This is a genomic window from Pelagibacterium sp. H642 (assembly GCF_031202855.1).
Taxonomy (GTDB): domain Bacteria; phylum Pseudomonadota; class Alphaproteobacteria; order Rhizobiales; family Devosiaceae; genus Pelagibacterium.
Window position 1 is genome coordinate 2,057,841 of sequence record NZ_CP101829.1, and the last position, 24,421, is coordinate 2,082,261.

Here is a 24,421-nt window from a genome sequence, read left to right on the forward strand (position 1 = left end):
GAAACAATGATCCTCCAGGCCATCCGCTCGCTGGTGTTCTATCTGGTGTTCTTCGTCCACACGATCCCGCTGGCGATCGTTGTGGGGCTGATGGCGAAATTGACGCCCAACCTCAAACATGCCGGCTGGGGCATCGCGCAATATTGGAACAGCGCGAACCTTTTCTTCCTGCGCTGGATCGTCGGCATCCGCACCGAAGTGTCGGGGGCGGAAAACATTCCCGAAGGCGGGGCTATCATCGGTTCGAAGCACCAGTCGGACTGGGATATCTTTGCCATCCTGCCCTATGTGGGCCATCCCGCCTTCATCGCGAAAAAGGAATTGCTCGACATTCCGCTCTTTGGTTGGGCGGCCAAATGGATCGACACGATCCCGGTTGACCGCAAGCGGGGCAAGGATGCGCTGCCGGCCATGATGGAGCATGCGCGCGGCGCGCTGGAGCGCGGCTGCCGGGTGATCATCTTCCCCGAAGGCACGCGGCGGGCGCCGCTCGATGAGCCTGCCTACCGCAGCGGAATCGTGCGGATGTATCTGGCGCTCGGCGTGCCGGTGGTGCCCGTGGCGCTGACCTCGGGACTCTATTGGGGGCGTAACAGCCTGATCCTCTGGCCAGGCACGGCGCGGGCGAAATTTCTCGAGCCCATCATGCCGGGGCTTTCGGGGGACGAGTTCCTCAAGACGCTGATCGCGCGCATCGAAACCGAAACCGACCGCATGGTGCTCGAAGACGCGCGCAAGGGGCTGGCGCGGCCGATTTCGCCCCGGCTGCGCGAGCGGCTCAATGCGCTGGAAGCCGAGATCGGCGGCGACCTCTGATCTGCCCGGATTGGTGCGACAGATACGACAGATAGTGCTACCCTCTCCCTTGCGGCACAATATATTGACAATCGCTGCCGGTGGTGAGACAAATATCGCATGCAGCCGGTTGACAATGGCTGCATTTTTGTTCTAATTTTGTTCTTATCCGAACGGCGGGCCGGACGGAGGATTGAACAAGCCGGGCACGGTGGGACGGGCCTTGCTTGGGACAAAGACAATTGCGGGCCGTTTTGCGAGGGTGGCCATGATCTCGATTGCGAATACTGCGGATAGGGAAAATGCCGAGCCGGCCGTTCTGTTGTGGACGGGCCGCTCGGGGCGCCGCTACCCCATGACGCTGGTGGGCGAGGCGGGGGCGCCGATGGCAGCCGAACGGCTTTATGCGCTCGAGGAGGATGGCGTGATCGGCTGGGCTGGAACCGCCGAGGACCTGATCGTCGACCATCATTCGCGCGAGAAGTTTCGCAAGCTGAGCGGGCTGGGCGCGCGGCTGTTCTCGCTCGCGGCGCCGCGCGATCCCCTGGCGATGATGACGCTGGTGTGGGACCTCGAAGGCAGCCGGCGGTTCGCCGACGCGGCGTGAGCGTCGGCCTCAAGGGCGAGCGGGCTAGGGAGGCTGAGGAGACGACGGCAACGGTGCCGGAGTGTCCAGCAAAAGCATGTGTCCGGCTTGGCGGGGGATGGAAACGGGTTTGCGGTTCGGACGCGACAAGCAAAGGGCTGGGATTTGATGCAATCAAATCCTGAACGGCTCTAGGGCCTGGATGAAGGTGCCGCCGAGATTGCTGCAGCAATGTCTTCAAGCCAATTCCGCATGTCGGGGCGGTGCCGGGGCGGGAGGCGGCGTCTGTGCGGCAGCTTTCTTGACATGGTTGTTTTTTCGTCCCGCGAGCGGAATAGTGCGGCGGCTAACGAAAAACTTGGCGTCCGACGGGAAGAAAAGCAATGGGCTTGGGCGTTGCGGTCGGGACACCGATCGTTCTGATGGCGGTTTCGATACTGGTTCACTATGCCGCTATGAGAGTGACCTTGCGCTGGCTGGCGGGGCGCGACTTTGCACGGCACTGGGGCGTGTTGGTCGGCATGGGGATCGTGATGGCCGCGCAGGTGCTGACGATCTGCCTCTACGCCCTGGCCTATGAACAGATTCAGGCCATGCCGCAAATGGGCCAGCTGGAGGGCGAAATCGAGGGAGGGTGGCTCGATTATTTCTATTTTTCCATTATGAGCTACACCACGCTCGGCGTGGGCGACATCCATCCCACCGGCGCGCTGCGCGTGATCTCCGGTCTGCAGGCCCTCAACGGGTTTGCGCTGATCGGCTGGACGGCGTCCTTTGCCTATGCGCTGATGCGCGAGGGCTGGAAATAGACTGCTATTGCCGGCGGTCCGTGATGGCAATTCGGAGAGCAGATCCCGGAGCGCGAGAACAGGGGGTGCTTTCCCGCACATGCAATACTGTTGCGCAGGATCGGCTTCCATCGATGCCGTTGCCGCGGGCTGGCATGCGCGGGGCCCGTGCTGTCATATATCCGTCTTTAAAACCCACCAGTGTTGCGGTTCCGAGGCCCGGCCGGGCCTTACGGAATTCCGGGGAGGCGAAGACCATGATGCGATTGTTCACCTGTTCCACCCTGGCGCTCCTGGCGGGCGCCGCTCCGCTGGCTGCTCAGGAGGCGCCCGAGCAAGGGTCGGTCCGGATCGCGACGTTCAACGCTTCCCTCAATCGCGGGGCCGAAGGGCAGCTGGTTGCCGACTTGGGTGATCCCGAGGCGACGCAGCCGGCGCGGGTGGCCGAGATCATCCAGCGGGTCAATCCCGACGTGATCCTCATCAACGAGTTCGACTATGTCGAAGATGGGGAGGCGGTGTCGCTGTTCGTCGAAAATTTTCTGAGCCAGGGACAGAACGGGGCGGAGGCCTGGGTGCCGGTCGCGACCTTTGCGGCGCCGGTCAATACTGGTGTCGCCTCCGGGCTCGATCTCAACGCCGACGGGGAAGTCGGCGGGCCCGACGATGCCTTCGGGTTCGGCATGTTTCCCGGCCAATACGGCATGGTGATCCTTTCGAAATTCCCCATCATTGAGGACGAGGCGCGCACGTTCCAGAATTTCCTCTGGCGCGACATGCCCGAGGCGCGGCTGCCGGTCGATCCTGAAACCGGCGAGTCCTTTTACAGCGACGAGATTCTCGAGGTCTTCCGGCTCTCGTCCAAGAGCCATTGGGACGTGCCCGTCGATATCGAGGGGCAGACCATTCACCTGCTGGCAAGCCATCCCACGCCGCCCGTTTTCGACGGGCCCGAGGACCGTAACGGCACGCGCAATGCCGACGAGGTGCGGTTCTGGATCGATTATGTGAATGGTGAAGGCTATATGATCGATGATGCCGGGGCCGAGGGCGGCCTGGCCACCGATGCGTCCTTCGTCATCGTGGGCGATCTCAATCTCGACCAGAACGACGGCGATGGCATCCGCGAGGTGGGAGCCCAGCTTCTGGCCACAGAACGCGTGCAGGATCCTGAGCCCAGAAGCGAAGGCGGGCCCGAGGATTCGGAGGCCGATGGCGGCGCCAATCTCGACCATACCGGTGATCCGGCGCTCGACACCGCGGACTTTTTCGACGGCGAGGGTGGATCGGGCAATATGCGCGCCGACTATGTGCTGCCTTCGAGCGACCTGACGGTGACCGGCGCCGGCATCTTCTGGCCCACCACCGATGACGAACTGGCGGCGCTGCTGGGCGAGGGCGATGCACAAACCTCCGACCATCGGCTGGTCTGGGTCGATATCGCGCTGCAGTAGCGATACCGGCTCCCAGCCAGACCGGGGAGGGAAATCGTAAGCACGCGCTCTTTGAGGCGAGCGCGTCCTGTTTTCTTTTGCGCTCCGATTTGCTAAGCGGATTGCGCGTGGTCCCGTAGCTCAGCAGGATAGAGCATCAGATTCCTAATCCATCAACCGGATCGGGAATTGGTGTTTACCCTCGGAACGTTATCGGGCACAAAGGTCGCTAATCACGGTCCCGCGGACCGGCTTGGCCCCGTAGCTCAGCAGGATAGAGCAGCTGATTCCTAATCAGCAGGTCGCATGTTCGAATCATGCCGGGGTCACCAATGGCCATCGCCGCCCACGGGGCGGCAATGTTGTTTTACTTAGGAACGGTGCAGCGCGGTTAACGCCCGTTCGGCATGGGCCAACGCCGTCAATACTTGGTCTAGAGCAGCTTGGACTTCGATCGCTCGTTGCCCGGAGGGGTAAGGGCCGGGCGGAGGTAGATCGTCGGTCCGCACCGGGACCCAACTGAACCTCTTACCTGTCGCGATCTCAGCAATGCGACCACCATTTACGCCAAACCAAGCTGCAATGTCATGCTGACGGTCACCCCGTAACAGCATGCCTTTAACAATTGCTGCGTCCCTTTCACAGAGAGATAGGCCGCTGGCTTCTGCACGACGTGCCATTGCACCCTCCCTCTATTCGGCGGCGACGCCCGAGGTGCTCTTGCGCACCTGGGAATATGCCGGAGATTGCTTGTCTGCCAGAGCGTCATAGACGGCGTAGGAAGTCTCCTTTGAACCGCCCACCGAGAAAACACCTCTGGGCGTAAACTTCCCGGCGATCCCCTCCCAGTGCTTACCCCGCCGCCAGTCAACATCCTGCAAGGAAGCGATCAACTCAGCGATCTTGACCGCCCGCTCAGCGGAGTTGCCGACGTTGATCAAACTATGCCCCATTGCGCCCAGAGCAGACAAAACCGTTGAGGCCGATGCGAGCTTGTTCTCCCGATCCTCCATAGCGGGCCCGAACGCCTCCGTGAGTGCCGTGAACCATTCCTTTGCAATTTCTCGGATCTTCGGCAGTTCACTATCGGATACCATGGCAGGCTTCGATCCATACTTTACGCCGGAAATGCCATACGCCAACGTAATACAGGCACCGCGCAAAGCGGTGATTGTCATTATGTCCGTATCGCTTGTGCGGAGCTGGCGACGCGACTTGTTAACTCGGTCTTTTAAGAAAGGCACCTGCGCCTCAACTTCGCGTGCCACCCGAGTCAGAGGATCACGAGCATCCATGCCGATCCCCAGTGCGGTGTTCGGCTTCACGCCAAGCACATTCAAGTCGTGGAAGCTCTGTCTTGCCCAGTTCTTGGAGAAGCCGTGCACAACGAAAACGGGAACATTCGTCTCGCTTGTTTCCGGATCGATGTTGGACGCTTCGAAGCGGGCAGCCAGCTGTGTCTCACCGTCGATAGCAATCAGCATGCGCCCCCAAGGCACTTGTAAATAGCCGAGCCCGCTATCGTCATACTCCTGGGCCAACGGCTCTTCGGAGTAGAGGATAATGGGCGGAGTCATGCCATCGGCGCCGCGATGAAGACCGCAGATATACTCTGCATAGCTGGGTACGTTCTTCCTCTTCTGACCCTCAAAAAGACGCTGTACGTCTTCGCGCAGCTCCGCGAGGACCTGAAGCGGTTTCGACGCTGCCAGCTTCTTCTTGTCCTCCGCATCGCGTGGATCAAGAGTCAACTGAAAGAGCTGGTTTGCGGGAAGAGCGCAAAGCGACATGCGATCATCAATTTTAACCCCCGGTAGCATGTGCCCCTTGGTAGGGTTGAGACGAGATTTGATGTCATCCGACATGATCTGATTCCTTATCATAGTTGCGGAAAGGACCGTCGGGCGCTATATTCCCTAGTGCTACGGAGGGCTTTGGCCCGACGATCGGACCCGATTGCGACCTAGGTCGCGTCGGGTCTTTTCGTTTGTTGCCATATTCCAGGAAAAAGGTCAAGAAGGTCTATCTCGAGATAGGGCGGCAATAGTCTCAGGGCCGGAAATTCTTCAATATGGCGGTCTCTAGTTAGGTCGGCATCTATGACTTATATGGAAACACGCTTTCGGACGCCCGGATGTGGTAGGTCCGATCAGACCCGGTTTGAGGATGAAGCTGGCCATCGCACCATGAATCTTATCGAAGACTTTCGCTCCATAGTTGGACCCGCCCATGTCCATGTCGGCGAGCGTGCCACGCGGCGGTTCCGCAAGGGGTACCGCTATGGCGATGGGGAGGTTCTGGCGGCGGTACGGCCGGGAACGTTGCTCGAGCAATGGCGGGTTCTCAAGGCGTGCGTGGCGGCCGACGTGATCGTCATCTTTCAGGCGGCCAATACGGGACTGACGGGAGGCTCGACGCCGTTCGGTGAGGGGTACGACCGTCCCATCGTCATCATCAACACCATGCGTATCGACCGGATCGACCTGATCGATGGCGGGCGGCAGGTCATCGCCCTGCCGGGCGCAACCCTGGACAAGTTGGAAAAGGCATTGCGGACGATCGGACGCGAACCCCATTCCGTGATCGGGTCGAGTTGTATCGGCGCATCGGTGACCGGCGGGGTGTGCAACAATTCGGGCGGCTCGCTGATCCGGCGCGGACCGGCCTATACCCAGTTCGCCATCTTCGCACAGATCGACGCCCGAGGAGACCTGCACCTGGTCAATCATCTCGGGGTCGAGTTGGGTGGTGATCCGGAGACGATCCTGGCGCGGCTCGACGGCAGGGCCTATTCGGAGGCCGACATCTCGTACGCCACCAATCAATGGGCGTCGGATCGGGAATATTGCGAACATGTGCGGGACATATCCGCGCCCACCCCCGCCCGGTTCAACGCCGATCCCAGGCGGCATTACGAAGCGTCGGGCTCGGCGGGACGGATCGGGGTGTTTGCGGTAAGGCTCGACACGTTCGAAGCCGACAAGGACGTGACGGTCTTTTATATCGGCGCCAACGATCCCGACGATCTGGCACGGATTCGGTGCGATATTCTCTCGGATTTCGAAAACCTTCCGATCGCGGGCGAATATATTCACCGCGACGCCTATGAGACGGCGCAGGTCTATGGAAAGGACCTCTACCTTTTCATCAAAGCGTTCGGAACCGACAATGTGTTCAGGGCCTTCGCGGCCAAAAGCTGGTTCGACGGCATCACCGAAAAGCTAGGCCTTGGGTCGGCGGTTTCCGACCATCTGCTGACCTTTCTGGCCCGCCTTCTGCCCGAACACCTGCCCAGGCGGATGAATGAATACCGCGACCGGTTCACCCACCATCTCCTGCTCAAGATGGGAGGCGAGGGCATCGCAGAAGCGCGCAATTATCTCCAAAACCGTGCGCCGAAGGCGGAGTTCGGGTTTTTCGAATGTACCAAGGAGGAAGGGGAGGCCGCCTTCCTGCAGCGCTTTGCGGTGGGCGGATCGGTGGTCCGCTACCGCGCGACGCATAAGCGAACCGTCGAGGACATCCTGGCGCTCGACGTGGCGCTGCCGCGCAACATGACCGCTTGGTTCGAAACGTTGCCCTCATCGATTGCCGGCCAAATCGAGCGCACCATTTATTGCGGGCACTTCTTCTGCCACGTGCTGCACCAGGAATACCTGGTCAAAAAGGGTGTGGACTGCCATGCGCTCGAACAGGAGATGTTGGCGGTTCTCGACCGGCGGGGGGCGCAATACCCGGCCGAGCACAATGTGGGGCACCTCTATCGTGCGCAGCCCCAGCTCGAGGCCTTCTATCGCGAGCTCGATCCCACCAACAGCTTCAATCCCGGGATCGGCAAGACTTCCCGCAGGAAGATGTGGGCGTAGCAGGTCCTGACTCTAGAGCATTTCCGCTTTTCTCCGAATCGCTTCAATGCTCTAAGTCCCTGTTTTGTCGCGTGTCCGAACCGCAAAACCGTTTCCACTTTTGCTGGACACGCTCTAGACCGTTACCGTGAGCCCGCCGTCGACATAGAGAGTGTGGCCGTTGACGAAGCTGGCGGCGTCGGAGGCCAGGAAGACGGCGGCGCCTTTGAGTTCGTCGAGATCGCCCCAACGGCCGGCGGGGGTGCGGGTTTCAAGCCAGGCGGAGAAGGTTTTGTCCTCGATCAGTGCCTTGTTGAGCGGCGTTTTGAAATAGCCCGGCGCGATGGCGTTGACCTGCAGGCCCTTCTTCGCCCAGTCGGCGGCCATGCCGCGCGTCAGGTTGCGAATGGCGCCCTTTGTGGCGGTGTAGGGGGTGACGCCGGGGCGGGCGAGTTCGGACATGGCCGAAGCGATGTTGATGATGCGTCCGCGGCCGCGCCCGATCATGAAGCGGGCGACCGGCTGGGTCACATAAAAGACCGAGGAGATGTTGGTCCTGAGGAGATCGTCCCATTTGTCTTGCGGAAAATCCTCGAGCGGGCCGCGATGCTGCATGCCGGCGTTGTTGACCAGGATATCGATGGGACCGATGCCGCTTTCGATTGCGCTTATCGCCGCCTCGGCTGCGGACGGATCGGTCACATCGAACGGCAGGGCGTGGGCGGTGTGCCCCGCCGCGCGCAGGCGGTCGGCGGCTGCCTCGACCTTGTCCCGGTCGCGGCCATTGAGAACCACGCTCGCGCCGTGTTCGGCCAGCCCCTGGGCGAGAGCAAAGCCGATGCCTTGCGACGAGCCGGTGACGAGAGCGAGTTTGCCGGTGAGATCGAAAAGGGCGGGCATGTTCAATGCTTTCGCTTCTGGAAGGCCTTACCCCTCGCTGCGGTCTGGACCTTGAGAAAGGGCGGAGGAGTAGTGCCCTAGTGATTGTCGCGCGGCACGCCTTTGGACTGGGCGATGCGCTGGTAATTGACGGCGGGTTTGAGGACGGCGCCATTGCCGAGCTGATCGACCATGGAGCGCTGGATTTCCTGCCAGGGGGTCTGGTTGTCGGGATAGGGGTAGCCGCCCCTGGCTTCGAGCTCGACGCGGCGGCGGGTGAGTTCGTCCTCATCGATGAGCATGTTGGCCGTGCCGGCCCTGAGGTCGATGCGGACGCGGTCGCCGGTGCGCAGCAGGGCCAATCCCCCGCCGGCGGCGGCTTCGGGAGAGGCGTTGAGGATCGAGGGCGAGCCCGAGGTGCCCGACTGCCTTCCGTCGCCGATGCAGGGCAGGGAATGGATGCCCTCCTTGATGAGATAGGCGGGCGGGCGCATGTTGACCACTTCGGCGGCGCCCGGATAGCCGATGGGACCGGCGCCGCGCATGAAAAGCAGGGTGTGTTCATCGATCCCGAGCGCGGGGTCGTCGATGCGCTCGTGATAATCCTCGGGGCCATCGAAGACCACCGCGCGGCCCTCGAAGGCTTCGGGATCGTCGGGGTTGGAGAGATAGCGCTCCCGGAATTCGGGGGAGATCACCGAGGTCTTCATGATGGCGTTGTCGAAAAGGTTGCCCTTGAGCACGATAAAGCCCGCATCCGGCGTGAGCGGGGCGTCGAAGGGGCGGATGACGTCGGGGTCGAGGATCGGGGTGGCGCGGCAGTTCTCGCCGATGGTCTTTCCGTTGACCGTGGGGGCGTTCTCCAGGATCAGGCCGTTTTTCATCAGTTCGTTGACGACCGCGGGCACGCCGCCGGCGCGGTGGAAATCCTCGCCCAGATAGGTACCGGCGGGCTGGAGGTTGACGAGCAAGGGGATGTGGTGGCCGTGGGTCTGCCAATCTTCGATGCCGAGTTCGACGCCTATATGACGCGCGATGGCGTTGATGTGGACCGGCGCGTTGGTCGAGCCGCCGATGGCCGAATTGACGGCGATAGCGTTCAAAAAGTTGTCGCGGGTGAGGATGTCGGAGGGCTTGAGATCCTCGTGAACCATCTCGACGATGCGCTTGCCGGTGCGCCAGGCGATTGCGGCGCGGTCCCTGTGCGGGGCGGGGATGGCCGCCGAGCCGGGGAGCTGCATGCCCAGGGCTTCGGCCAGCGAGTTCATGGTGGTGGCGGTGCCCATGGTGTTGCAATAGCCCACCGATGGGGCCGACGAGGCGACGAGCTCGATGAATTCCTCATAGCCGATCTCGCCGGCGGCCATCATCTCGCGGGCTTTCCAGACGATGGTGCCCGAGCCGGTCCGCTGGCCGTTGTGCCAGCCATTGAGCATGGGCCCCACCGAAAGGGCGATGGCGGGGATATTGACCGTCGCCGCGCCCATGAGCATGGCGGGGGTGGTCTTGTCGCAGCCGATGGTGAGGACGACGCCATCGAGCGGATAGCCATAGAGCACTTCGACCAGGCCGAGATAGGCGAGGTTCCGGTCGAGCCCTGCGGTGGGACGCTTGCCGGTTTCCTGAATGGGGTGGACGGGGAATTCAAACGCGATGCCGCCCGCCTCGCGAATGCCTTCGCGCACGCGCTGGGCCAGAACCATATGGTGGCGGTTGCAGGGGGAGAGGTCCGAGCCGGTCTGGGCGATGCCGATGATCGGCTTGCCGGATTGGAGCTCCTCGCGGGTGATGCCGTAATTCATGTAACGCTCAAGATAGAGCGCTGTCATGTCAGGGTTGTCGGGGTTGTCGAACCAGGCGCGGGAGCGCAGTTTTTTCATGAAATTTCCCCAGATCCGCTCGTGGACAGGGCTGCGGCGCGCCGTGCCCTGGTTTCGCGGAGATAGATGATGAAACTCGAGGTGATGATGATCGCCGCGCCAATGAGGGTCAGCGGGCGCGGCAGGTCGCCGAAGAAGAGATAGCCAAGGATGATTGCCCAGGGCAGCAGCGTATATTGCAGCGGCGCCACGGCGGCGGCATCGGCAAGCTTGACGGCCCGGTTGACGCAGATATGGGCCAGCATCGCGACCACGCCGAGCGTGCCCAGCAGCAGGAAATCGGGCACGGTGGGGGTGACCCAGCTCAGGGGGGCGAGGACGATGCCGGCGACCAGCGCGCCGGCGATCTGGAAGAAGACCAGCACCGTATCGGGCGTGCCTCGCAGGGTGCGGCCGGTAACGACCATAAGCGCAAAGGCCAGCGTGCCGATGATGGAGACGAGGATGGCGAGCGGGTTGACCTCGCCCGAGGGGGTGAGGGCGACGAGGACACCCACGAACCCCAGCCCGATGGCGGCCCAGCGGATGGGGCCGACCTTTTCCTTGAGCAGGAACGGGGACATGGCGGCCACATAGATCGGGGCGGCGAGCCAATAGGTCATGACATCCGCCAGCGGCAGGAAATAGACCGCCCAGTAAAAGCAGAAGACTTCGGCGGTCGAAAACACCACGCGGGCCAGTTGTAGGCCGGGGCGTTCGACGTTGCGCAGGGCGGAAAGGCCTGTCTTCCACATGAAGGGCAGGAGGATGACCAGCGCCACGACCGAACGCAGCAGGAGAACCTGGCCGACCGAATAGGTGGCGACGAGCCATTTGCCCATGGCATCGTTGAGCGAGAACAGGAACATGGCCAGCAGCATGACCAGGACGCCCATCCGGGCCGGAGACATGGCCGCCGTGGAGGGTTTGGCAGCGGTCATTTCGTCTCCCCATCTGCCGTCGAGCGGCGGTGGATGGCGTCGGGGCGGTCAAAGACTTCAGGCAGAAGTTCGAGCCCGAGCCCAGGCGCGTCGGAGAGCGAAATCTCGCCCTTCTCGACGGTGGGCAGGGCGGTCACCAACTCGGTGTACCAGCCGGTATAGAAGGCCCGCACCGATTCCTGGATCATGGCGTTGCGGGCGTGGAGCGAGAACTGGCAGGAGGCCATGAAGACGACCGGGCCGGTGCAGTCGTGCGGGGCGACGGGAATCTGGTGAGCCTCGGCGAGGGCGGCGATCTTGCGCGCTTCGGAAAGCCCACCGCACCAGGAGAGATCGAGCATGGCAACGCCCGCAACGCCGGTCGCGAGATAATCGCGGAAGGCATGGGGGTAAGCCAGGGTTTCCGAAGCGCAGATCATGGCCTTGGAGTGCGGGGCGTAGGCCTTGAGGGTTTCAAGGCTGTCCATGCGCACCGGATCTTCGTGCCAGAAGGTTTCATAGGGCTCGAGCGCGCGGGCGATGCGCTGGGCGGCGGGCAGGCGCCAGAGCGAATGGAACTCGACCATGATGTCCATTTTGTCGCCCACCGCTTTGCGGATGCGTTCGAAGGGGGCCAGCGCGGTCTTGAGTTCGGCGGCGGAAATAACCAGCCCGTGCGTGCGCTCGGCGGCGATGTCGAAGGGCCAGATCTTCATGCCGGTGATGCCCTGTTCGAGCAGGGAATGAGCGAGATCGTCGGCGCGGTTGAGGAAGGCGTTGAGATCCTCGTAAGGGCCGGGCGTGCTTTCCCCGAGCCCCCAATTGGCTACGGCCTGGGCGCGCGCGTCGCGGACGTAGCGATAACCGGCGCAGGTGTTGTAAGTGCGGATCGAATCACGGGATTTGCCGCCCAGGGCCACTGAAACGGGGACGCCGAGGGACTTGCCGAAAATGTCCCAAAGGGCGATGTCGACGGCGGAGTTGCCACGGGTTTCAACCCCGGCTCCGCGCCAGCCCAGATAGCCGATGAGGTCGCGGTTGATGGCTTCGATCTGCAACGGATCGCGCCCGACGAGTTTGGGTGCGACGGTTTCGTGAATATAGGCTTCGACAGCGGCGGCGCCCATGAAGGTCTCGCCGAGCCCGGTGATGCCCTCGTCGGTTTTGATCAGCACCCAGACGATGTTGGCGAACTCGGCCAACCTTAGTGTTTCGACTGCGGTGATCTTCATGGCGGGGACGTCCGAGAGAAAGAGGGCGGGGCCGGAAACCGGCTCCGCCCATGGGAGGATATTATTGGGCGCGAACTTCTTCCAGGGCGGCCATCATGCGGTCGATGACCTCCTGACCGATGGTCTCGGCGTTGCGCTCGTAGACGCCCTGCACGGCCTCGCGGATCTCGGCCATTTCCTCTTCGGGAATGTCGTTGACCTGCATTCCGGCTTCCTGGATGCGAGCCAGCGACTCATTGGAGAGCGCCCTGCTGGCCTCGCGCTGTACGTCGCGGCCGATTTCGGCGCATTCGACGAGGATCTGCTGTTCTTCGGCCGAATAGCTATCCCAGATCGGCTTGGAGAACAGCACCATGAACGGGGTATAGGCGTGCCGGGTGTTGGAGAGATAGTCCTGCACCTCATAAAATTGCGAGGTGTCGATGGTCACATAGGGGTTTTCCTGGGCGTCGATGGCGCCGGTTTCAAGGGCCGTGAACACTTCGCCGAAGGCCATCGGGGTGGCGTTGGTGCCCAGCGTCTGGAAGGTGTCGAGGAAGATGTTGTTCTGCATGACGCGGACGCGCATGCCCTCGAAATCTTCAAGGCTCTCAACCGGCCGCACCGAGTTGGTGAGGTTGCGGAAGCCGTTTTCCCAGAATGCGAGATTGATGAGGTTGGCCTCGGGCATCATGTCGGAGATGTATTGGCCGAACTCGCCGTCGAGAACGGCGTCGGCTTCCTGTTCGTTGGCAAACAGGAACGGCAGGTCGAAGACGCCGAGCGCCGGGACGATGCCGACGATGGGAGAGGTCGAGGTGACGACCATTTCCTGGGTGCCCGAGCGCAGCGCCTGGGTGGCCTGGAGGTCGTCGCCCAGCGCCGAACTCCAGAACGCGTTCAGCGTCCAGGCGCCGCCGGTCCTTTCATCGAAGCACTGCTGCATTGCGGCTATGCCGTCTCCGACCGGGTGGTCTTCGGCGACGCCGTTGGAGACGCGGATGGTGCGCTCCGATATCTGGGCCTGGGCAGGCATGGCCATGCCGGCGATCATGGTAGCGGCGAGAGCCGCCGCGATAGTGGATTTAAGGGTCATGATGTGTCCTCCTCCTCGGGACGGTTGATTGGACATTGCCCGCCTAGCGCAGCCATTCGAGCGGAACGGTGACCAGTTCGGGAAACATGACGAGCAGAAACAAAACGGCTACCTGGGCGAGCAGGAAGGGAAGAACTCCTCCGATCACCCGGCCCATGGGAACGCGCGCGACCCCGCTCACCACGTTGAGCACGACGCCGACAGGGGGAGTAATGAGCCCGATGCAGGTCGTCATGACGAAGACGACCCCGAAATAGACGGGATCGATTCCGGCCATGCGGATGATAGGCATGAGCACGGGAGACAGAATGAGAATGGTGGGTGCCAGATCGAGCACCGTGCCCACCACCAGAACCAGCGCGATGATCACCACCATCAGCAGCCTTGGGTTTTCGATCAGGGGTTCGATCAACCCGCTCACCTGGGCGGGAATGTTGGCCGAGGTGATCAGCCAGGAGGTGACCAGGGCAGCGGCCACCAGGAACAGGACCACCGCGGTCATCTTGGCGGCATTGAGCAGCACGCCGTAAAGATCTTTGATCTTGAGCTCGCGATAAACGAACAGCCCCACAAACAGCGCATAAACGGCAGCAACCACCGCGGCCTCGGTGGGCGTGAAGACGCCGAAGCGGATGCCTCCCAGGATAATGACGGGCATGAGCAGAGCCCAGCCGGCGTTGAGTGTCGCCTTGAGGCGCTGCTGGCCGGACTGCTTGGGCAGGGTATCGACCTTTTCGCGCCTGGCGACCACGAGCCAGGTGAGGACGAGCGAGAGGGCCATGAGCAGACCCGGCGCAATGCCGCCGATGAACAGACCGGTGATCGAAACGTTGGCGGCCACCCCGAAGATGATGAAGGCGATGGAGGGCGGGATCACCGGGGCGATAACGCCGCCGGCGGCCATCAGCCCCGCCGCCCGTGGAACGTTATAGCCCGCCTTGGCCATCATCGGGATGAGGATGGCGGCCAATGCAGCGGAATCGGCAGCGGCGGAACCCGACAGCGACGCCATGATCACCGCCGCGATGATGGCAACGATGCCCAGGCCGCCGCGAATATGGCCGACACAGGCGATCGCGAAGTCGACGATGCGTTTGGAAAGCCCGCCCGCGTTCATCAACTCACCGGCCAGAAGAAAGAAGGGGATGGCCAGGAGCGTGAAGGTGTTGGCGCCCGTGATCATCTGCTGGGCGACGATCTGGGTGTTGAAAATCCCCATGTAGCCCATGAGGATGATGCCCGTGAACATCAGCGCAAATGCGACGGGGACCCCGAGCGCCAGGGTGCCGAAGAGCGAGGCGAGAAAGACGCCAATAACCATCAGCCGCGCTCCTGTGCCTTTTCGAGGGGTTCATACTCTCCGGCGAAGCGGGCGATTTCCTCGTCGGTAATGCGGCCGCTCAGGATGCGGAAAATGCGGGCGATGGCGATAATGGCGATGCCGCCGGCCGAAATGTAGCCGATGCCATAGACCCAGATCAGGGAAATGCCGACCACGGCCGCAGTCATCGAGGCGTTGATCGGGTGCTGGACCCAGGTGCCGTGGAAGAACACCACCGCGCAGATGAGGATGATGATGTTGGTGAGCAGCATGCACACGAGACGTCCGCCGCGGCCAAACCTGCGCACCAGCGTCTCGACCCCCACATGGGAATTCTCGCCGAAGGTCACGACAGCGCCGATAAAGGTCAGCCAGACGAAGAAATAGCGGCTCATCTCCTCGGAAAAGGTGATGCCGGAATTGAAGCCGTAGCGCAGCACGACGTTGACGAACACCATCAGCGCCATGCCCGCGAGAAGAAACACCAGGGCAAATTCGATGATCCGAAGAATTCCGGATTTGACTGCGTTCATGGCAGCGCTCTCCCGGCGCTGCCCGGCCGAACCGTGCTTGACACGTAAATTCCTCCCCGTTCGGTAGCCGGGCTGACGCCTCTAACCCGATGCGCCGGACTTTTCTCCCGTGGCCCAGGCTGGACAAAGGCTTAAATGATAGCGTATGTCATTGTCAACGGCCCTGCATCAAATAGCTCCGCGGGCTGGGGGAGGGAATGAGTAAAAAACTCCATACATACAAAGCAGTAACGCTAAAAGACGTAGCTGCCGCGGCTGATGTTAGCGTTATCACCGTCTCGCGCACGCTGCGCACGCCGGAGGTCGTTTCCGAGAAGGTTCGCGAGAGGGTGGCGGAGGCGGTGCGAGCTTTGGGTTATGCGCCCAACCAGGCCGCCAGAGCACTGGCATCGGCGACGACCTCCACGATCGGGGTCATCATTCCCTCGGTTTCCAACCAGGTGTTTGCCGACGTTCTGCGCGGGGTCTATGAGGCCGTAGAAGGCACGCCTTATCAGGTGCAGTTGGGCAATTCGCGCTATACGGCGCGCATGGAGGAGATGCTGCTCAAGGTCTTTGCGGCGCAAAGGCCGGCAGGCCTGATCGTTGCCGGTATCGACCAATCGGAGGCGGCACGCGCGATCCTTTCAAGCCTGGGCTGTCCGGTGGTTCAGATCATGGACATCGGGCCCGATCCCATCGACATGATGGTCGGCTTTGACCATCGCGAGGGCGGGCGGGCGGCGGCGCGACATCTGATCGGCAAGGGTTACCGCCGTATCGGATTCATCGGCGCGCGCATGGACCCGCGCGCCCAGCGACGCCTGGATGGGTATATCGAGGTGATGCAGGAGGCCGGGCTCTATGACGAGGCGCTGATCCATACCTCTCCGCAGCCCTCATCGGTGACGCGCGGCAGCGAAATGTTCGCCGATTTCCTCAGCCTGGTGCCCGATGCCGATGCGGTGTTTTGCAACAATGACGATATGGCGCTCGGCGCGCTGTTCGAGTGTCAGAAGCGCCGGATCCGCGTGCCGGCGCAGCTGGGCATTATGGGCTATAACGACCTCGAATATTCGTCAGCGAGCGTGCCGAGCCTTTCGACGGTCCGCTCTCCACGATACGAAATGGGGCGCCGCGCCATCGAGATGATCGCCGCCGCCAACAGAGGCGAGCGCCCCGATCCCGCCGTCATCGACGTCGGTTATGAACTCAAGGTCCGTCAGAGCACGGACCGCAAATCCAGCGAAGGCTCGGGAGGCCCTGTCCAAGCATGAATATCCTGATCATTGGCGCCGCCGGCATGGTGGGGCGCAAGCTTGCGGACGCACTGATCAAGAACCCGATCCTGTCCGGCAAACCGATCTCGCGGCTCGAACTCGTCGACGTTGTGGCCCCCGAGCCGGTCGCTGCCGATGGAATTGCGGTCATAACCCGTGCTGTCGACATTTCCGATTCGGCCGTGGCCGAAACGCTGATCGCAAGCCGGCCGGACATTATCTTTCATCTGGCGGCAATCGTTTCGGGCGAAGCCGAGCTCGATTTCGAAAAGGGCTATGCCGTCAATCTCGACGGCACGCGCCACCTTTTCGAAGCGATCCGGCAGGCGGGAAGGGCCCAACCCTATTGTCCGCGTTTCGTCTTTACGTCATCGATCGCCGTGTTCGGCGCGCCTTTTCCCGAAAAGATCGGCGACGAATTCTTCCAGACGCCGCGCACCAGCTACGGTACGCAGAAGGCGATCGGGGAGCTGCTGCTGTCGGATTATTCGCGGCGGGGCTTTCTCGACGGTATCGGCATCCGTCTTCCCACCATCTGCATCAGGCCTGGCAAGCCTAACAAGGCAGCGTCGGGCTTTTTCTCCTCCATCCTGCGCGAGCCCCTTATGGGGCAAGAGGCGGTGCTGCCGGTCGATGAAAGCGCGCGGCACTGGCACGCCAGTCCGCGTGCGGCCGTAGGGTTCCTGCTCCATGCGGCGCAGATCGACACCGAAACGCTGGGCACACGGCGCAATCTCAACATGCCCGGGCTTTCGGCGACGGTTGGCGAGCAGATCGAGGCCCTGCGCCGGATCGCTGGCGACAAGGCGGTTGGCCTTATCCGGCGCGAGCCCGATCCGATGATCATCGAGATGGTGGATGGCTGGGCGAAGGATTTCGATGCATTGCGGGCCAAGGCTCTGGGCTTTGAAGCCGAACCCTCGTTTGACGAGATCATCAGGATCCATATCGAGGACGAGTTGGGCGGGGAGTTGCCGAAATGAAAGTGGCGATCGTGACCGGCGGCGGATCGGGGATCGGCAAGGCGATTGCCAGGCGCCTGGGCGAGGACGGTTTCCTGGTTGCCCTGTTCGGGCGGCGCAAGGAGGTGCTGGAGGCCGCGGCGGCGGAGATCGACCGGGCAGGGGACGGTATATTGCCGGTGTCGGTCGATATCGGGGACAGATCCGCAGTGCAGGCGGCTTTCGAGCGGGTCGTCCAACGATGGGGGCGCCTCGACCTGCTGGTCAATAACGCGGGCATGAATGCGCCCTCGATACCGCTGGAAGAGGTTTCGCAGGATCAGTGGGACCAGGTGGTCGCAGCCAACCTTTCCGGCGCGTTCTTCTGCACGCAACAGGCGTTCAAACATTTCAAGAGCCAGACACCGCAGGGCGGACGAATCATCAACAACGGCTCGATCTCGGCAACCACGCCGCGACCGCAATCGGCGCCCTATGCGGCGACCAAGCATGCCATTACCGGGCTGACCAAGGCCGCGGCCCTCGACGGACGGCCCTTCAACATCGCGGTGGGCCAGATCGATATCGGCAACGCTGGAACCGACATGACCGCGCGCATGGCGACCGGCGTTCTGCAGGCAGACGGCTCGATCGCGATCGAGCCGACGATCGATGTCAGCCACATCGCCAATGCGGTGAGCTACATGGCGAGCTTGCCGCTCGAAGCCAATACGCTCACCATGACGGTGATGGCCACGCAGATGCCGTTTGTCGGAAGGGGCTAGAGCCGAGGCGGGGAACGGAGCGGGGATGCTCGTGTTTTGCCGATCCGCGTGCTAAGCACGCGCAACCATAAACCCCGGAGACCGCTCATGTCCGCCCCATCGCTCGCCAAGCTTACCCGTGCCATAGAGGAGCTCGAGCGCACCGTGGCGGTCAATCGCTATTCGGACGCCGATCGGCTGGCGCTCAAATCCGAGCTGGAGGCGCAGATTCAGCGGATCGATGAGCTGCGGCAGAGGCTTTAGGACTTTGACGGGTGCTGCCGCCGGACTCCGGGAACACGTCCCGGAGTGATGGGATAGGGCGGCGGTGACGCCTCGGCTCCAACAAATGAGCGGCGCCGGATCTCAGAAATTGTCCTTGGCTTTCCTCAGGGCGCCGAAGACCTGCCAGGCGGGGGCGCCGGAAAGGTTCATGGCCTGGGCCAGTTCGGGGGTGTCGGCGCGCAGGAAGGGGTTGGCGGCAAGTTCATCGGACAGGGTTGCCGGGATGGTGGCCTCGCCCGCATCGCGTTGGCGCTGGACCTGGTCGGCACGGGCCTTGAGGGCGGCGTTTTCGGGATCGACCGAAAGGGCGAATTTGGCGTTCGAGAGCGTGTATTCGTGGCCGCAATAAATCTTCGTTTCGCCCGGCAGCGCCTTGAGGCGTTCGAGCCCTTTCCACATCCCTTCGGCATCGCCCTCGAACATGCGGCCCACGCCCAGCGAAAATAGCGCATCGGCGGAAAACAGCACCTTGTCGGCCGGCGAGAAGAAGGCGATGTGGCCCAGCGTGTGTCCGGGAACGTCGATCACCTCGAACACGGTTTCGCCAAGCGTCACCGTATCGCCGCCGCCCACCAGGGTATCGAGGCCGGAAATTTTGCCCGATTCTTCGCGCGGGCCGATCACATGGGCGTCGAAGCGGCGCTTGAGCGGGGCGATGGCGTCGGTGTGGTCAGCGTGGTGATGGGTGACGAGCATATCGGTCAGCGTCCAGCCGCGCTTTTCCAGTTCGGCCACAATGGGCGCTTCGTCGGGCGCGTCGATGGCGGCGACACGGCCCGAGGCGGTATCGCGGACGAGATAGCCAAAATTGTCGCTGAGGGCGGGAAAGAGAGCGATTTCGAGCGGCATGGGAAGAGCCTCCAGATGTTTTGCCCGCGAGGGTAGGGCGCGGGGCGGCGGCGCGCAAGGTTTGACGTGGACGCTTGATGCGGCCAAATAAGGGGGCGATGGCAAGGAGATCCGATGACGCCCGACGTCGATGGCCTTATCCGATTCTATAAATCCCCGCTGGGACGGCTGACGCGGGGCTTGATCCGCCAGGAGGTGAGCGCGCTGGCCGGGGACGTCACCGGATTGCGGCTCTTGGGTCTGGGATTCGCCACGCCCTATCTGCGCGGGGCGCTCAAGGGCGCCGAGCGGGTTCTGGCCTTCATGCCGGCGCGGCAGGGGGCCTCGAGCTGGCCGCGCGAAGGGCCGTCCCATACGGTGCTCTGCGATCCGCTGGAGATGCCGCTGACCGATGCGGCGATGGATATGGTGATCATCGTGCATGGGTTCGAGCATGTGGTCGATCCCGAAGAGATGATGCGCGAGCTTTGGCGCGTCTGCGCGCCCAATGCCAAACTGGTGATCGTGGTGCCGCGCCGGCGCGGGCCGTGGGCGGGGCTCGACAACAACCCCTTCGGCTATGGCCAGCCCTATTCGCGCGGACAGCTCGACAAGCTGTTGCGCGATCATTCGTTCACGCCCGAAGCCTGGCGCGATTGCCTCTATCTGCCGCCGATCCATTCGGGTGCGATTTTGCGCTGGGCGCGGGTGTTCGAAAAGGCGGGGCGGGTGTTGGGGCCGACTTTTGCCGGGGTGACGTGCGTTAGGGCGAAAAAGGAACAGTTTCCGGCGGTGGCGCGGCGCAAGCGGGCCGAAAAGGCGCTGGCGAGCCCGGAACTGGCGCCGCAGACGGCGCGGGGCAGCCTGTAAGCGCGCGATTGCCTTGTGGTTTTGGTTTCACTATGGTCCGCGCGGCTCCCTGGGGGGCTTTTTTGTTGATTTTGCCAAGCGATGCGACCGATGACCGACAGACCTGTTCCGCAGCCGGGGATTTTGACCATTGCCCCTTATGTGCCGGGGCGGTCGAGCGCGCCGGGGAAGAAGGCGGGCGAGGACATCAAGCTTTCAGCCAATGAATCCCCGCTCGGGGCCAGTCCCAAGGCGGTCGAGGCGGTGAAGGCGGCGGCCGAAAAGCTCGAAATCTATCCCGAAGGGTCGTCGCGCATGCTGCGCGGGACGCTGGGCGAGGTGCATGGCATCGATCCCGACCGGATCGTGGTGGGCGCCGGCTCGGACGAAGTGCTGCACCTTCTGGCCCAGACCTATATCGGGGATGGGGACGAGGCGGTGATGAGCCAATATGGCTTCATGGTTTACCCGATCGTGACCCAGGCGGCGGGCGGGACGCCGGTGGTGGCACCTGAGACCGATTTTACCGCCGATGTGGATGCGCTTCTGGCGGCGGTGACCGCCAAGACGAAAATCGTCTTCCTCGCCAATCCCAACAATCCCACCGGTACCTATCTCAGCGCCGAGGAACTCGACAGGCTGCATGCGGGCCTGCCGGCAAATGTGCTGCTGGTAATCGATTCCGCCTACGCTGAATATGTGACGGCGGAGGATTACGGGGTGGGGATTTCGCTGGTGGAGCGATCCGAGAACGTCGTTATGGTGAGGACCTTCTCCAAGATGGGATTGGCGGCGGCGCGGGTAGGGTGGCTCTACGGCCCGGCCCATGTGGTCGATGCGATCAACCGCATTCGCGGCCCGTTCAACGTTTCGGTGCTGGGACAGGTGGCTGCGGCGGCTGCTGCACGCGATCTGACGTTCACGAGGGCGCTGCGCGAGCACAACGAGAGGTGGCGGGACTGGCTGACAGCGAGGATCGCGTCGAACCGGCTGCGCGTGTTGCCCAGCCAGGGCAATTTCATCCTTGTGCTGTTTCCCGACACTCCCGGCCATACGGCGGCCGATGCCAACAAGGCGCTGCTCGAGCGCGGGCTGGTGGTGCGCGAGATGGGCGGATACGGCATTTCCAACGGGCTGCGGATTTCGATCGGCAGCGCCGAAGCGATGGAAGCAGTGGCCGACTGCCTCAAAGACTTCATGGATCGGCAATGATCGAAAAACTTGCCCTTATCGGTATCGGGCTCATCGGCTCATCGATTGCGCGCGCGGCGCGGCGGGAGGGGCTGGTTCAGACCATCGCGATTGCCACGCGGCGGCAGGCGACCCTGGACGAGGCCAAGGCTTTGGGACTGGGCGACATCTATACGCTCGATGCGGGAGAAGCGGTCGAGGGGGCGGATCTGGTGATCCTCTGTTCGCCCGTGGGGACGTACGAGGCAGTGGCGCGGCAGATCGCGCCACATCTCAAGCCCGGCGCGATCGTTTCCGACGTGGGGTCGGTCAAGGGCCATGTGTTGACCGCGGTTGGGCCGCATTTGCCAGAGGGGGTGGATTTCGTTCCCGCGCACCCGATGGCGGGTACAGAATATTCGGGGCCGGCGGCGGGGTTTGCCAGCCTTTTTGAGAACCGCTGGTGCATCCTCACCCCGCCCGAGGGAGCGTCGGAAGCGGCGATCGAAAAGGTCACCGCGTTCTGGAAGGGGCTAGGCTCGGACGTGGAGATCATGGATGCCGAACACCATGATCTGGTCGTCGCCATCGTAAGCCATGTGCCGCACCTTATCGCCTACAATATCGTGGGAACGGCGGACGATCTCGAAACGGTGACCAAATCGGAAGTCATCAAATTTTCGGCCGGTGGTTTCCGCGATTTCACCCGTATCGCGGCGTCCGATCCGGTGATGTGGCGCGATGTGTTCCTCACCAATCGCGATGCCGTGCTCGAAATGCTGGGACGGTTTTTGGAGGATCTTTCGGTGCTTCAGCGAGCCGTGCGCGTTGGGGACGGGGAAGCGCTCGAAGCGCTCTTTACCCGCACGCGCGACATCCGGCGCTCGATCATCGAAGCGGGGCAGGAAACCGCAGCGCCCGACTTCGGGCGCCCGCATGGGGATGGGAAATAGCGGAAGCCTGAGGATTGGAGCGGCTGACGCCGCCGCATCGCTTTAGCGATGCGCCCCCTCACCCCCGACCCCTCTCCCACGAGGGGAGAGGGGGGCTCTCTTGGCGGCGTCGAAGTCTTGTCGCAATGCTTGCCTCTCCTCTCCTCTCCTACCCTTCTCCCCCGGTGGGAGAAGGTGGATCGGACCGTCAGGTTCGATACGGATGAGGGGCGCTGAGTTTTCGCGCGCACATCGTTTGTCTCGAAGCTCGGCGCCGCTGTCACCCCCATCGTTCTTCCACAAGGGAAAGGCGGCTTCTGGGGGTATCGATCTGTTTGCAAGGCTGCGCCCCATGGCGCGGAGCTGCATTTCGCTAAAACAGCGGCGGTAGTGCGGCGACGGGGAGGATGCCGACGGTGACGGTGCCGTTGGTGACCGAGAGGTTCTGGCGCGAGGCGCCGCCTTGGTCGGGGCTGCCCAGGATGATTTCGGCCAGCGACGGGTCGCCGACGAGATTTTCGATGCGCTCGGCCACCCCCTGGGAGACCACTTCGAGATTGGCGTTGACGAGGCCCGCGTCCGAGAGGCTTGCCTGGCCATCGGCGGTGAGCGAAAGGCCATCGGCGGTGGCCTCCAGCGCGCGCAGGGTGAGCTGCCCGCCCAGCGCCTGCCAGAAGGCGAGGGCTTGCGGGTCGGACCAGAGCGCCGGATCGGGCAGGCCGGTCAACTGCGCGTCCACGCTCATGCGGCCGTTGGCGATTTCGTAGGGCTGGCTGTCGACATTCTCGAACACCGCATAAGCGTCATAGACGCGGCCCGAGCCGGGGGGGGCGTCCGGGGAGGTGGCGTCGATCAGGTGGAGCTCGGCATGGCCGGAGGTGCCGATGAGGTTTTCCCCCATCAGCATGTCGGCATAGACGAGATCGTCGGCGACGGCGGAAAGCCGTTCGATCGAGCCGTCATCGAGACGCAGGCTGGCGTGAAGGTTGGTCCAGCGCAATTCCTGGGTGGCGCCGGTGAAGGCGTCGGTCATCCGTGCCGGGCCGGTGGCGAAGATCTGGATGTGGAAGGGGTTGTAGAACAGCGCCGTGCCGCGGATGTCGGCAAGGTCGATGGCGATATCGCCCGAGGTGATCTGCGCGCCCTCGCAATGGGGCGAAAAGGAGAAGGGGGCGCCGCCGACATCGAGACTTTCGCAGGTCAGCCGGGGCTGGGCGATGCCGTCGGCCTGGGCCAGGGCGGCGATCTCGGCGCGGACCTGCCCCGCGATATAGAACCAGCCGGCCATCCAGAGGACGGAAACGGCCAGGACGGCGACGATCAGAATGACAAAGCGCTTCATGGGTCCCCTCTTATCGGGTTCGTCCGTCTCCGTCATGGGGCAAAGTGCAAATCTGGCATGCGGGGCCGTCCCTTGCACGGCGGGCCGGGGCGTGTCATCTCATGGCCATGGCGCAAGATTCCTCCCCCGTTCCCTGGGTTTTCGGCTATGGCTCGCTGATCTGGCGACCGGGCTTTGCTTTCGAGCGGGCCGAGCGGGCGCTGCTGCGCGGTGTGCACAGAAGGCTGTGCATCTATTCTCATCGTCACCGGGGTACGGCCGAGCGGCCGGGACTGGTGTTCGGGCTCGAGCGCGGCGGGGCGTGCGTGGGGATGGCGTTCAAGGTGGCCGAGGAGAACTGGATCGAGGTGCGCGAGTATCTGCGCGAGCGCGAGCAAGTGACCGGGGTGTATCTGGAAACCCATCGCCCGGCGCGGCTGGCGAGCGGGGAACTGGTCGAGGCGCTGACCTTTGTCGCCGATCCGCACCATGCCCAATATGCGGGGCGGCTGTCGCTGGAAGAACAGCTTGCATTGGTGGACGGGGCCGTGGGCGAGGCGGGGCCTAATGTCGATTATGTGCTCAACACCGCGCAGCATCTAAAGGAAATGGGCATCGCCGACCGGCAGGTGCAGGCGCTGGCGGGGATGATCGAGAAGAACAGGGCGGTGGCGTAGCGCACCGGCGACGCAAAGCCGCGCAAATGCAACACCTCGGCGGCCAAAGCTCGGCATCGCGGACAATGTTGATGATTTTTGCCGCAATTGAGTGCACAGTGGCCGCATAATCGATTCCGAAGCATTGCG

At 62.9% G+C, this 24,421-nt stretch carries 23 protein-coding genes and 1 tRNA gene; 14 read left to right on the plus strand and 10 right to left on the minus strand.

Annotated elements, in window-relative coordinates; all coding sequences use genetic code 11:
- The first annotated feature begins 6 nt into the window (after positions 1 to 6).
- The 5 genes from NO934_RS10125 (at position 7) to NO934_RS10145 (ending at position 3,934) form a co-directional block, all read left to right on the plus strand.
- A complete protein-coding gene (locus NO934_RS10125; protein WP_309159840.1) occupies positions 7 to 816 on the plus strand; it encodes a lysophospholipid acyltransferase family protein in 810 nt (269 codons plus the stop codon).
- Between the two features lie 247 nt (positions 817 to 1,063).
- Complete coding sequence (locus NO934_RS10130) at positions 1,064 to 1,402, plus strand: hypothetical protein (RefSeq protein WP_309159841.1); 339 nt, start codon at positions 1,064 to 1,066, stop codon at positions 1,400 to 1,402.
- 362 nt (positions 1,403 to 1,764) lie between these two features.
- The gene (locus tag NO934_RS10135) at positions 1,765 to 2,190 is read left to right on the plus strand and encodes a potassium channel family protein (RefSeq protein ID WP_309159842.1); all 426 of its coding nucleotides are present in this window, start codon (positions 1,765 to 1,767) and stop codon (positions 2,188 to 2,190) included.
- Positions 2,191 to 2,426: 236 nt separating this feature from the next.
- On the plus strand, positions 2,427 to 3,623 hold the full coding sequence (locus NO934_RS10140) for an endonuclease/exonuclease/phosphatase family protein (protein ID WP_309159843.1): 1,197 nt from the start codon (positions 2,427 to 2,429) through the stop codon (positions 3,621 to 3,623).
- A 234-nt stretch (positions 3,624 to 3,857) separates the two neighbouring features.
- Positions 3,858 to 3,934: transfer RNA gene (locus NO934_RS10145), tRNA-Arg, on the plus strand.
- A 360-nt stretch (positions 3,935 to 4,294) separates the two neighbouring features.
- On the opposite strand, the gene NO934_RS10150 is transcribed toward NO934_RS10145, so the two are convergent.
- A complete protein-coding gene (locus NO934_RS10150) occupies positions 4,295 to 5,467 on the minus strand; it encodes a DNA sulfur modification protein DndB (RefSeq protein WP_309159844.1) in 1,173 nt (390 codons plus the stop codon).
- A gap of 321 nt (positions 5,468 to 5,788) precedes the next feature.
- Here NO934_RS10150 and dld point away from each other — a divergent pair, with 321 nt between their 5' ends.
- On the plus strand, positions 5,789 to 7,468 hold the full coding sequence (gene dld, locus NO934_RS10155; RefSeq protein ID WP_309159845.1) for a D-lactate dehydrogenase: 1,680 nt from the start codon (positions 5,789 to 5,791) through the stop codon (positions 7,466 to 7,468).
- 114 nt (positions 7,469 to 7,582) lie between these two features.
- On the opposite strand, the gene NO934_RS10160 is transcribed toward dld, so the two are convergent.
- The 7 genes from NO934_RS10160 to NO934_RS10190 form a co-directional block, all read right to left on the minus strand.
- Positions 7,583 to 8,353, minus strand: a complete 771-nt coding sequence (locus NO934_RS10160; RefSeq protein ID WP_309159846.1) for an SDR family oxidoreductase — start codon at positions 8,351 to 8,353, stop codon at positions 7,583 to 7,585.
- 71 nt (positions 8,354 to 8,424) lie between these two features.
- Positions 8,425 to 10,206: an IlvD/Edd family dehydratase gene (locus tag NO934_RS10165; protein ID WP_309159847.1), complete on the minus strand. Its 1,782-nt coding sequence runs from the start codon at positions 10,204 to 10,206 to the stop codon at positions 8,425 to 8,427.
- A complete protein-coding gene (locus NO934_RS10170; protein WP_309159848.1) occupies positions 10,203 to 11,126 on the minus strand; it encodes a DMT family transporter in 924 nt (307 codons plus the stop codon). Before NO934_RS10170 ends, NO934_RS10165 begins: the two co-directional genes overlap by 4 nt.
- The gene (locus tag NO934_RS10175; protein WP_309159849.1) at positions 11,123 to 12,337 is read right to left on the minus strand and encodes a mandelate racemase/muconate lactonizing enzyme family protein; all 1,215 of its coding nucleotides are present in this window, start codon (positions 12,335 to 12,337) and stop codon (positions 11,123 to 11,125) included. Before NO934_RS10175 ends, NO934_RS10170 begins: the two co-directional genes overlap by 4 nt.
- A 61-nt stretch (positions 12,338 to 12,398) precedes the next feature.
- Positions 12,399 to 13,412, minus strand: coding sequence for a TRAP transporter substrate-binding protein (locus tag NO934_RS10180; RefSeq protein WP_309159850.1), 1,014 nt, complete (start codon positions 13,410 to 13,412; stop codon positions 12,399 to 12,401).
- A gap of 43 nt (positions 13,413 to 13,455) precedes the next feature.
- Complete coding sequence (locus tag NO934_RS10185; protein ID WP_309159851.1) at positions 13,456 to 14,733, minus strand: TRAP transporter large permease subunit; 1,278 nt, start codon at positions 14,731 to 14,733, stop codon at positions 13,456 to 13,458.
- Positions 14,733 to 15,266, minus strand: coding sequence for a TRAP transporter small permease (locus NO934_RS10190; protein ID WP_309159852.1), 534 nt, complete (start codon positions 15,264 to 15,266; stop codon positions 14,733 to 14,735). The genes NO934_RS10185 and NO934_RS10190 overlap by 1 nt, the downstream gene beginning before the upstream one ends.
- A 197-nt stretch (positions 15,267 to 15,463) precedes the next feature.
- Here NO934_RS10190 and NO934_RS10195 point away from each other — a divergent pair, with 197 nt between their 5' ends.
- The 4 genes from NO934_RS10195 (at position 15,464) to NO934_RS10210 (ending at position 18,494) form a co-directional block, all read left to right on the plus strand.
- A complete protein-coding gene (locus tag NO934_RS10195) occupies positions 15,464 to 16,522 on the plus strand; it encodes a LacI family DNA-binding transcriptional regulator (RefSeq protein ID WP_309159853.1) in 1,059 nt (352 codons plus the stop codon).
- Positions 16,519 to 17,508 carry a D-erythronate dehydrogenase gene (denD, locus tag NO934_RS10200; RefSeq protein ID WP_309159854.1) on the plus strand — a complete coding sequence of 330 codons (990 nt, stop codon included), beginning with the start codon at positions 16,519 to 16,521 and terminating at the stop codon, positions 17,506 to 17,508. The genes NO934_RS10195 and denD overlap by 4 nt, the downstream gene beginning before the upstream one ends.
- Complete coding sequence (locus tag NO934_RS10205; protein WP_309159855.1) at positions 17,505 to 18,251, plus strand: SDR family oxidoreductase; 747 nt, start codon at positions 17,505 to 17,507, stop codon at positions 18,249 to 18,251. The genes denD and NO934_RS10205 overlap by 4 nt, the downstream gene beginning before the upstream one ends.
- Positions 18,252 to 18,338: 87 nt before the next feature.
- Entirely contained in the window at positions 18,339 to 18,494 is a 156-nt protein-coding gene (locus NO934_RS10210) for a hypothetical protein (RefSeq protein ID WP_309159856.1), read from the plus strand.
- A gap of 102 nt (positions 18,495 to 18,596) precedes the next feature.
- Here NO934_RS10210 and gloB read toward each other — a convergent pair whose 3' ends face one another.
- Positions 18,597 to 19,364, minus strand: coding sequence for a hydroxyacylglutathione hydrolase (gloB, locus tag NO934_RS10215; RefSeq protein WP_309159857.1), 768 nt, complete (start codon positions 19,362 to 19,364; stop codon positions 18,597 to 18,599).
- Positions 19,365 to 19,478: 114 nt separating this feature from the next.
- Between gloB and NO934_RS10220 the strand changes: the two genes are divergently transcribed.
- The 3 genes from NO934_RS10220 (at position 19,479) to NO934_RS10230 (ending at position 22,315) form a co-directional block, all read left to right on the plus strand.
- On the plus strand, positions 19,479 to 20,213 hold the full coding sequence (locus NO934_RS10220; RefSeq protein WP_309159858.1) for a methyltransferase domain-containing protein: 735 nt from the start codon (positions 19,479 to 19,481) through the stop codon (positions 20,211 to 20,213).
- 90 nt (positions 20,214 to 20,303) lie between these two features.
- Positions 20,304 to 21,404, plus strand: coding sequence for a histidinol-phosphate transaminase (hisC, locus tag NO934_RS10225; protein WP_309159859.1), 1,101 nt, complete (start codon positions 20,304 to 20,306; stop codon positions 21,402 to 21,404).
- Positions 21,401 to 22,315 carry a prephenate/arogenate dehydrogenase family protein gene (locus tag NO934_RS10230; protein WP_309159860.1) on the plus strand — a complete coding sequence of 305 codons (915 nt, stop codon included), beginning with the start codon at positions 21,401 to 21,403 and terminating at the stop codon, positions 22,313 to 22,315. The genes hisC and NO934_RS10230 overlap by 4 nt, the downstream gene beginning before the upstream one ends.
- A 352-nt stretch (positions 22,316 to 22,667) precedes the next feature.
- Here the strand turns inward: NO934_RS10230 and NO934_RS10235 are convergent, their stop codons facing one another.
- Entirely contained in the window at positions 22,668 to 23,636 is a 969-nt protein-coding gene (locus NO934_RS10235; RefSeq protein ID WP_309159861.1) for a DUF2125 domain-containing protein, read from the minus strand.
- 101 nt (positions 23,637 to 23,737) lie between these two features.
- Between NO934_RS10235 and NO934_RS10240 the strand changes: the two genes are divergently transcribed.
- Positions 23,738 to 24,292: a gamma-glutamylcyclotransferase gene (locus tag NO934_RS10240; RefSeq protein WP_309159862.1), complete on the plus strand. Its 555-nt coding sequence runs from the start codon at positions 23,738 to 23,740 to the stop codon at positions 24,290 to 24,292.
- Positions 24,293 to 24,421: the final 129 nt, after the last annotated feature.

What these genes read in the sequence shown, in the direction of transcription:
- NO934_RS10125 (WP_309159840.1), top strand. Translation starts at nt 7, where the DNA reads ATGATCCTCCAGGCCATCCGCTCGCTGGTGTTCTATCTGGTGTTCTTC.
- NO934_RS10130 (WP_309159841.1), top strand. Translation starts at nt 1,064, where the DNA reads ATGATCTCGATTGCGAATACTGCGGATAGGGAAAATGCCGAGCCGGCC.
- NO934_RS10135 (WP_309159842.1), top strand. Translation starts at nt 1,765, where the DNA reads ATGGGCTTGGGCGTTGCGGTCGGGACACCGATCGTTCTGATGGCGGTT.
- NO934_RS10140 (WP_309159843.1), top strand. Translation starts at nt 2,427, where the DNA reads ATGATGCGATTGTTCACCTGTTCCACCCTGGCGCTCCTGGCGGGCGCC.
- NO934_RS10150 (WP_309159844.1), bottom strand. Translation starts at nt 5,467, where the DNA reads ATGTCGGATGACATCAAATCTCGTCTCAACCCTACCAAGGGGCACATG.
- dld (WP_309159845.1), top strand. Translation starts at nt 5,789, where the DNA reads ATGAATCTTATCGAAGACTTTCGCTCCATAGTTGGACCCGCCCATGTC.
- NO934_RS10165 (WP_309159847.1), bottom strand. Translation starts at nt 10,206, where the DNA reads ATGAAAAAACTGCGCTCCCGCGCCTGGTTCGACAACCCCGACAACCCT.
- NO934_RS10170 (WP_309159848.1), bottom strand. Translation starts at nt 11,126, where the DNA reads ATGACCGCTGCCAAACCCTCCACGGCGGCCATGTCTCCGGCCCGGATG.
- NO934_RS10175 (WP_309159849.1), bottom strand. Translation starts at nt 12,337, where the DNA reads ATGAAGATCACCGCAGTCGAAACACTAAGGTTGGCCGAGTTCGCCAAC.
- NO934_RS10180 (WP_309159850.1), bottom strand. Translation starts at nt 13,412, where the DNA reads ATGACCCTTAAATCCACTATCGCGGCGGCTCTCGCCGCTACCATGATC.
- NO934_RS10185 (WP_309159851.1), bottom strand. Translation starts at nt 14,733, where the DNA reads ATGGTTATTGGCGTCTTTCTCGCCTCGCTCTTCGGCACCCTGGCGCTC.
- NO934_RS10190 (WP_309159852.1), bottom strand. Translation starts at nt 15,266, where the DNA reads ATGAACGCAGTCAAATCCGGAATTCTTCGGATCATCGAATTTGCCCTG.
- NO934_RS10195 (WP_309159853.1), top strand. Translation starts at nt 15,464, where the DNA reads ATGAGTAAAAAACTCCATACATACAAAGCAGTAACGCTAAAAGACGTA.
- denD (WP_309159854.1), top strand. Translation starts at nt 16,519, where the DNA reads ATGAATATCCTGATCATTGGCGCCGCCGGCATGGTGGGGCGCAAGCTT.
- NO934_RS10205 (WP_309159855.1), top strand. Translation starts at nt 17,505, where the DNA reads ATGAAAGTGGCGATCGTGACCGGCGGCGGATCGGGGATCGGCAAGGCG.
- NO934_RS10210 (WP_309159856.1), top strand. Translation starts at nt 18,339, where the DNA reads ATGTCCGCCCCATCGCTCGCCAAGCTTACCCGTGCCATAGAGGAGCTC.
- gloB (WP_309159857.1), bottom strand. Translation starts at nt 19,364, where the DNA reads ATGCCGCTCGAAATCGCTCTCTTTCCCGCCCTCAGCGACAATTTTGGC.
- NO934_RS10220 (WP_309159858.1), top strand. Translation starts at nt 19,479, where the DNA reads ATGACGCCCGACGTCGATGGCCTTATCCGATTCTATAAATCCCCGCTG.
- hisC (WP_309159859.1), top strand. Translation starts at nt 20,304, where the DNA reads ATGACCGACAGACCTGTTCCGCAGCCGGGGATTTTGACCATTGCCCCT.
- NO934_RS10230 (WP_309159860.1), top strand. Translation starts at nt 21,401, where the DNA reads ATGATCGAAAAACTTGCCCTTATCGGTATCGGGCTCATCGGCTCATCG.
- NO934_RS10235 (WP_309159861.1), bottom strand. Translation starts at nt 23,636, where the DNA reads ATGAAGCGCTTTGTCATTCTGATCGTCGCCGTCCTGGCCGTTTCCGTC.
- NO934_RS10240 (WP_309159862.1), top strand. Translation starts at nt 23,738, where the DNA reads ATGGCCATGGCGCAAGATTCCTCCCCCGTTCCCTGGGTTTTCGGCTAT.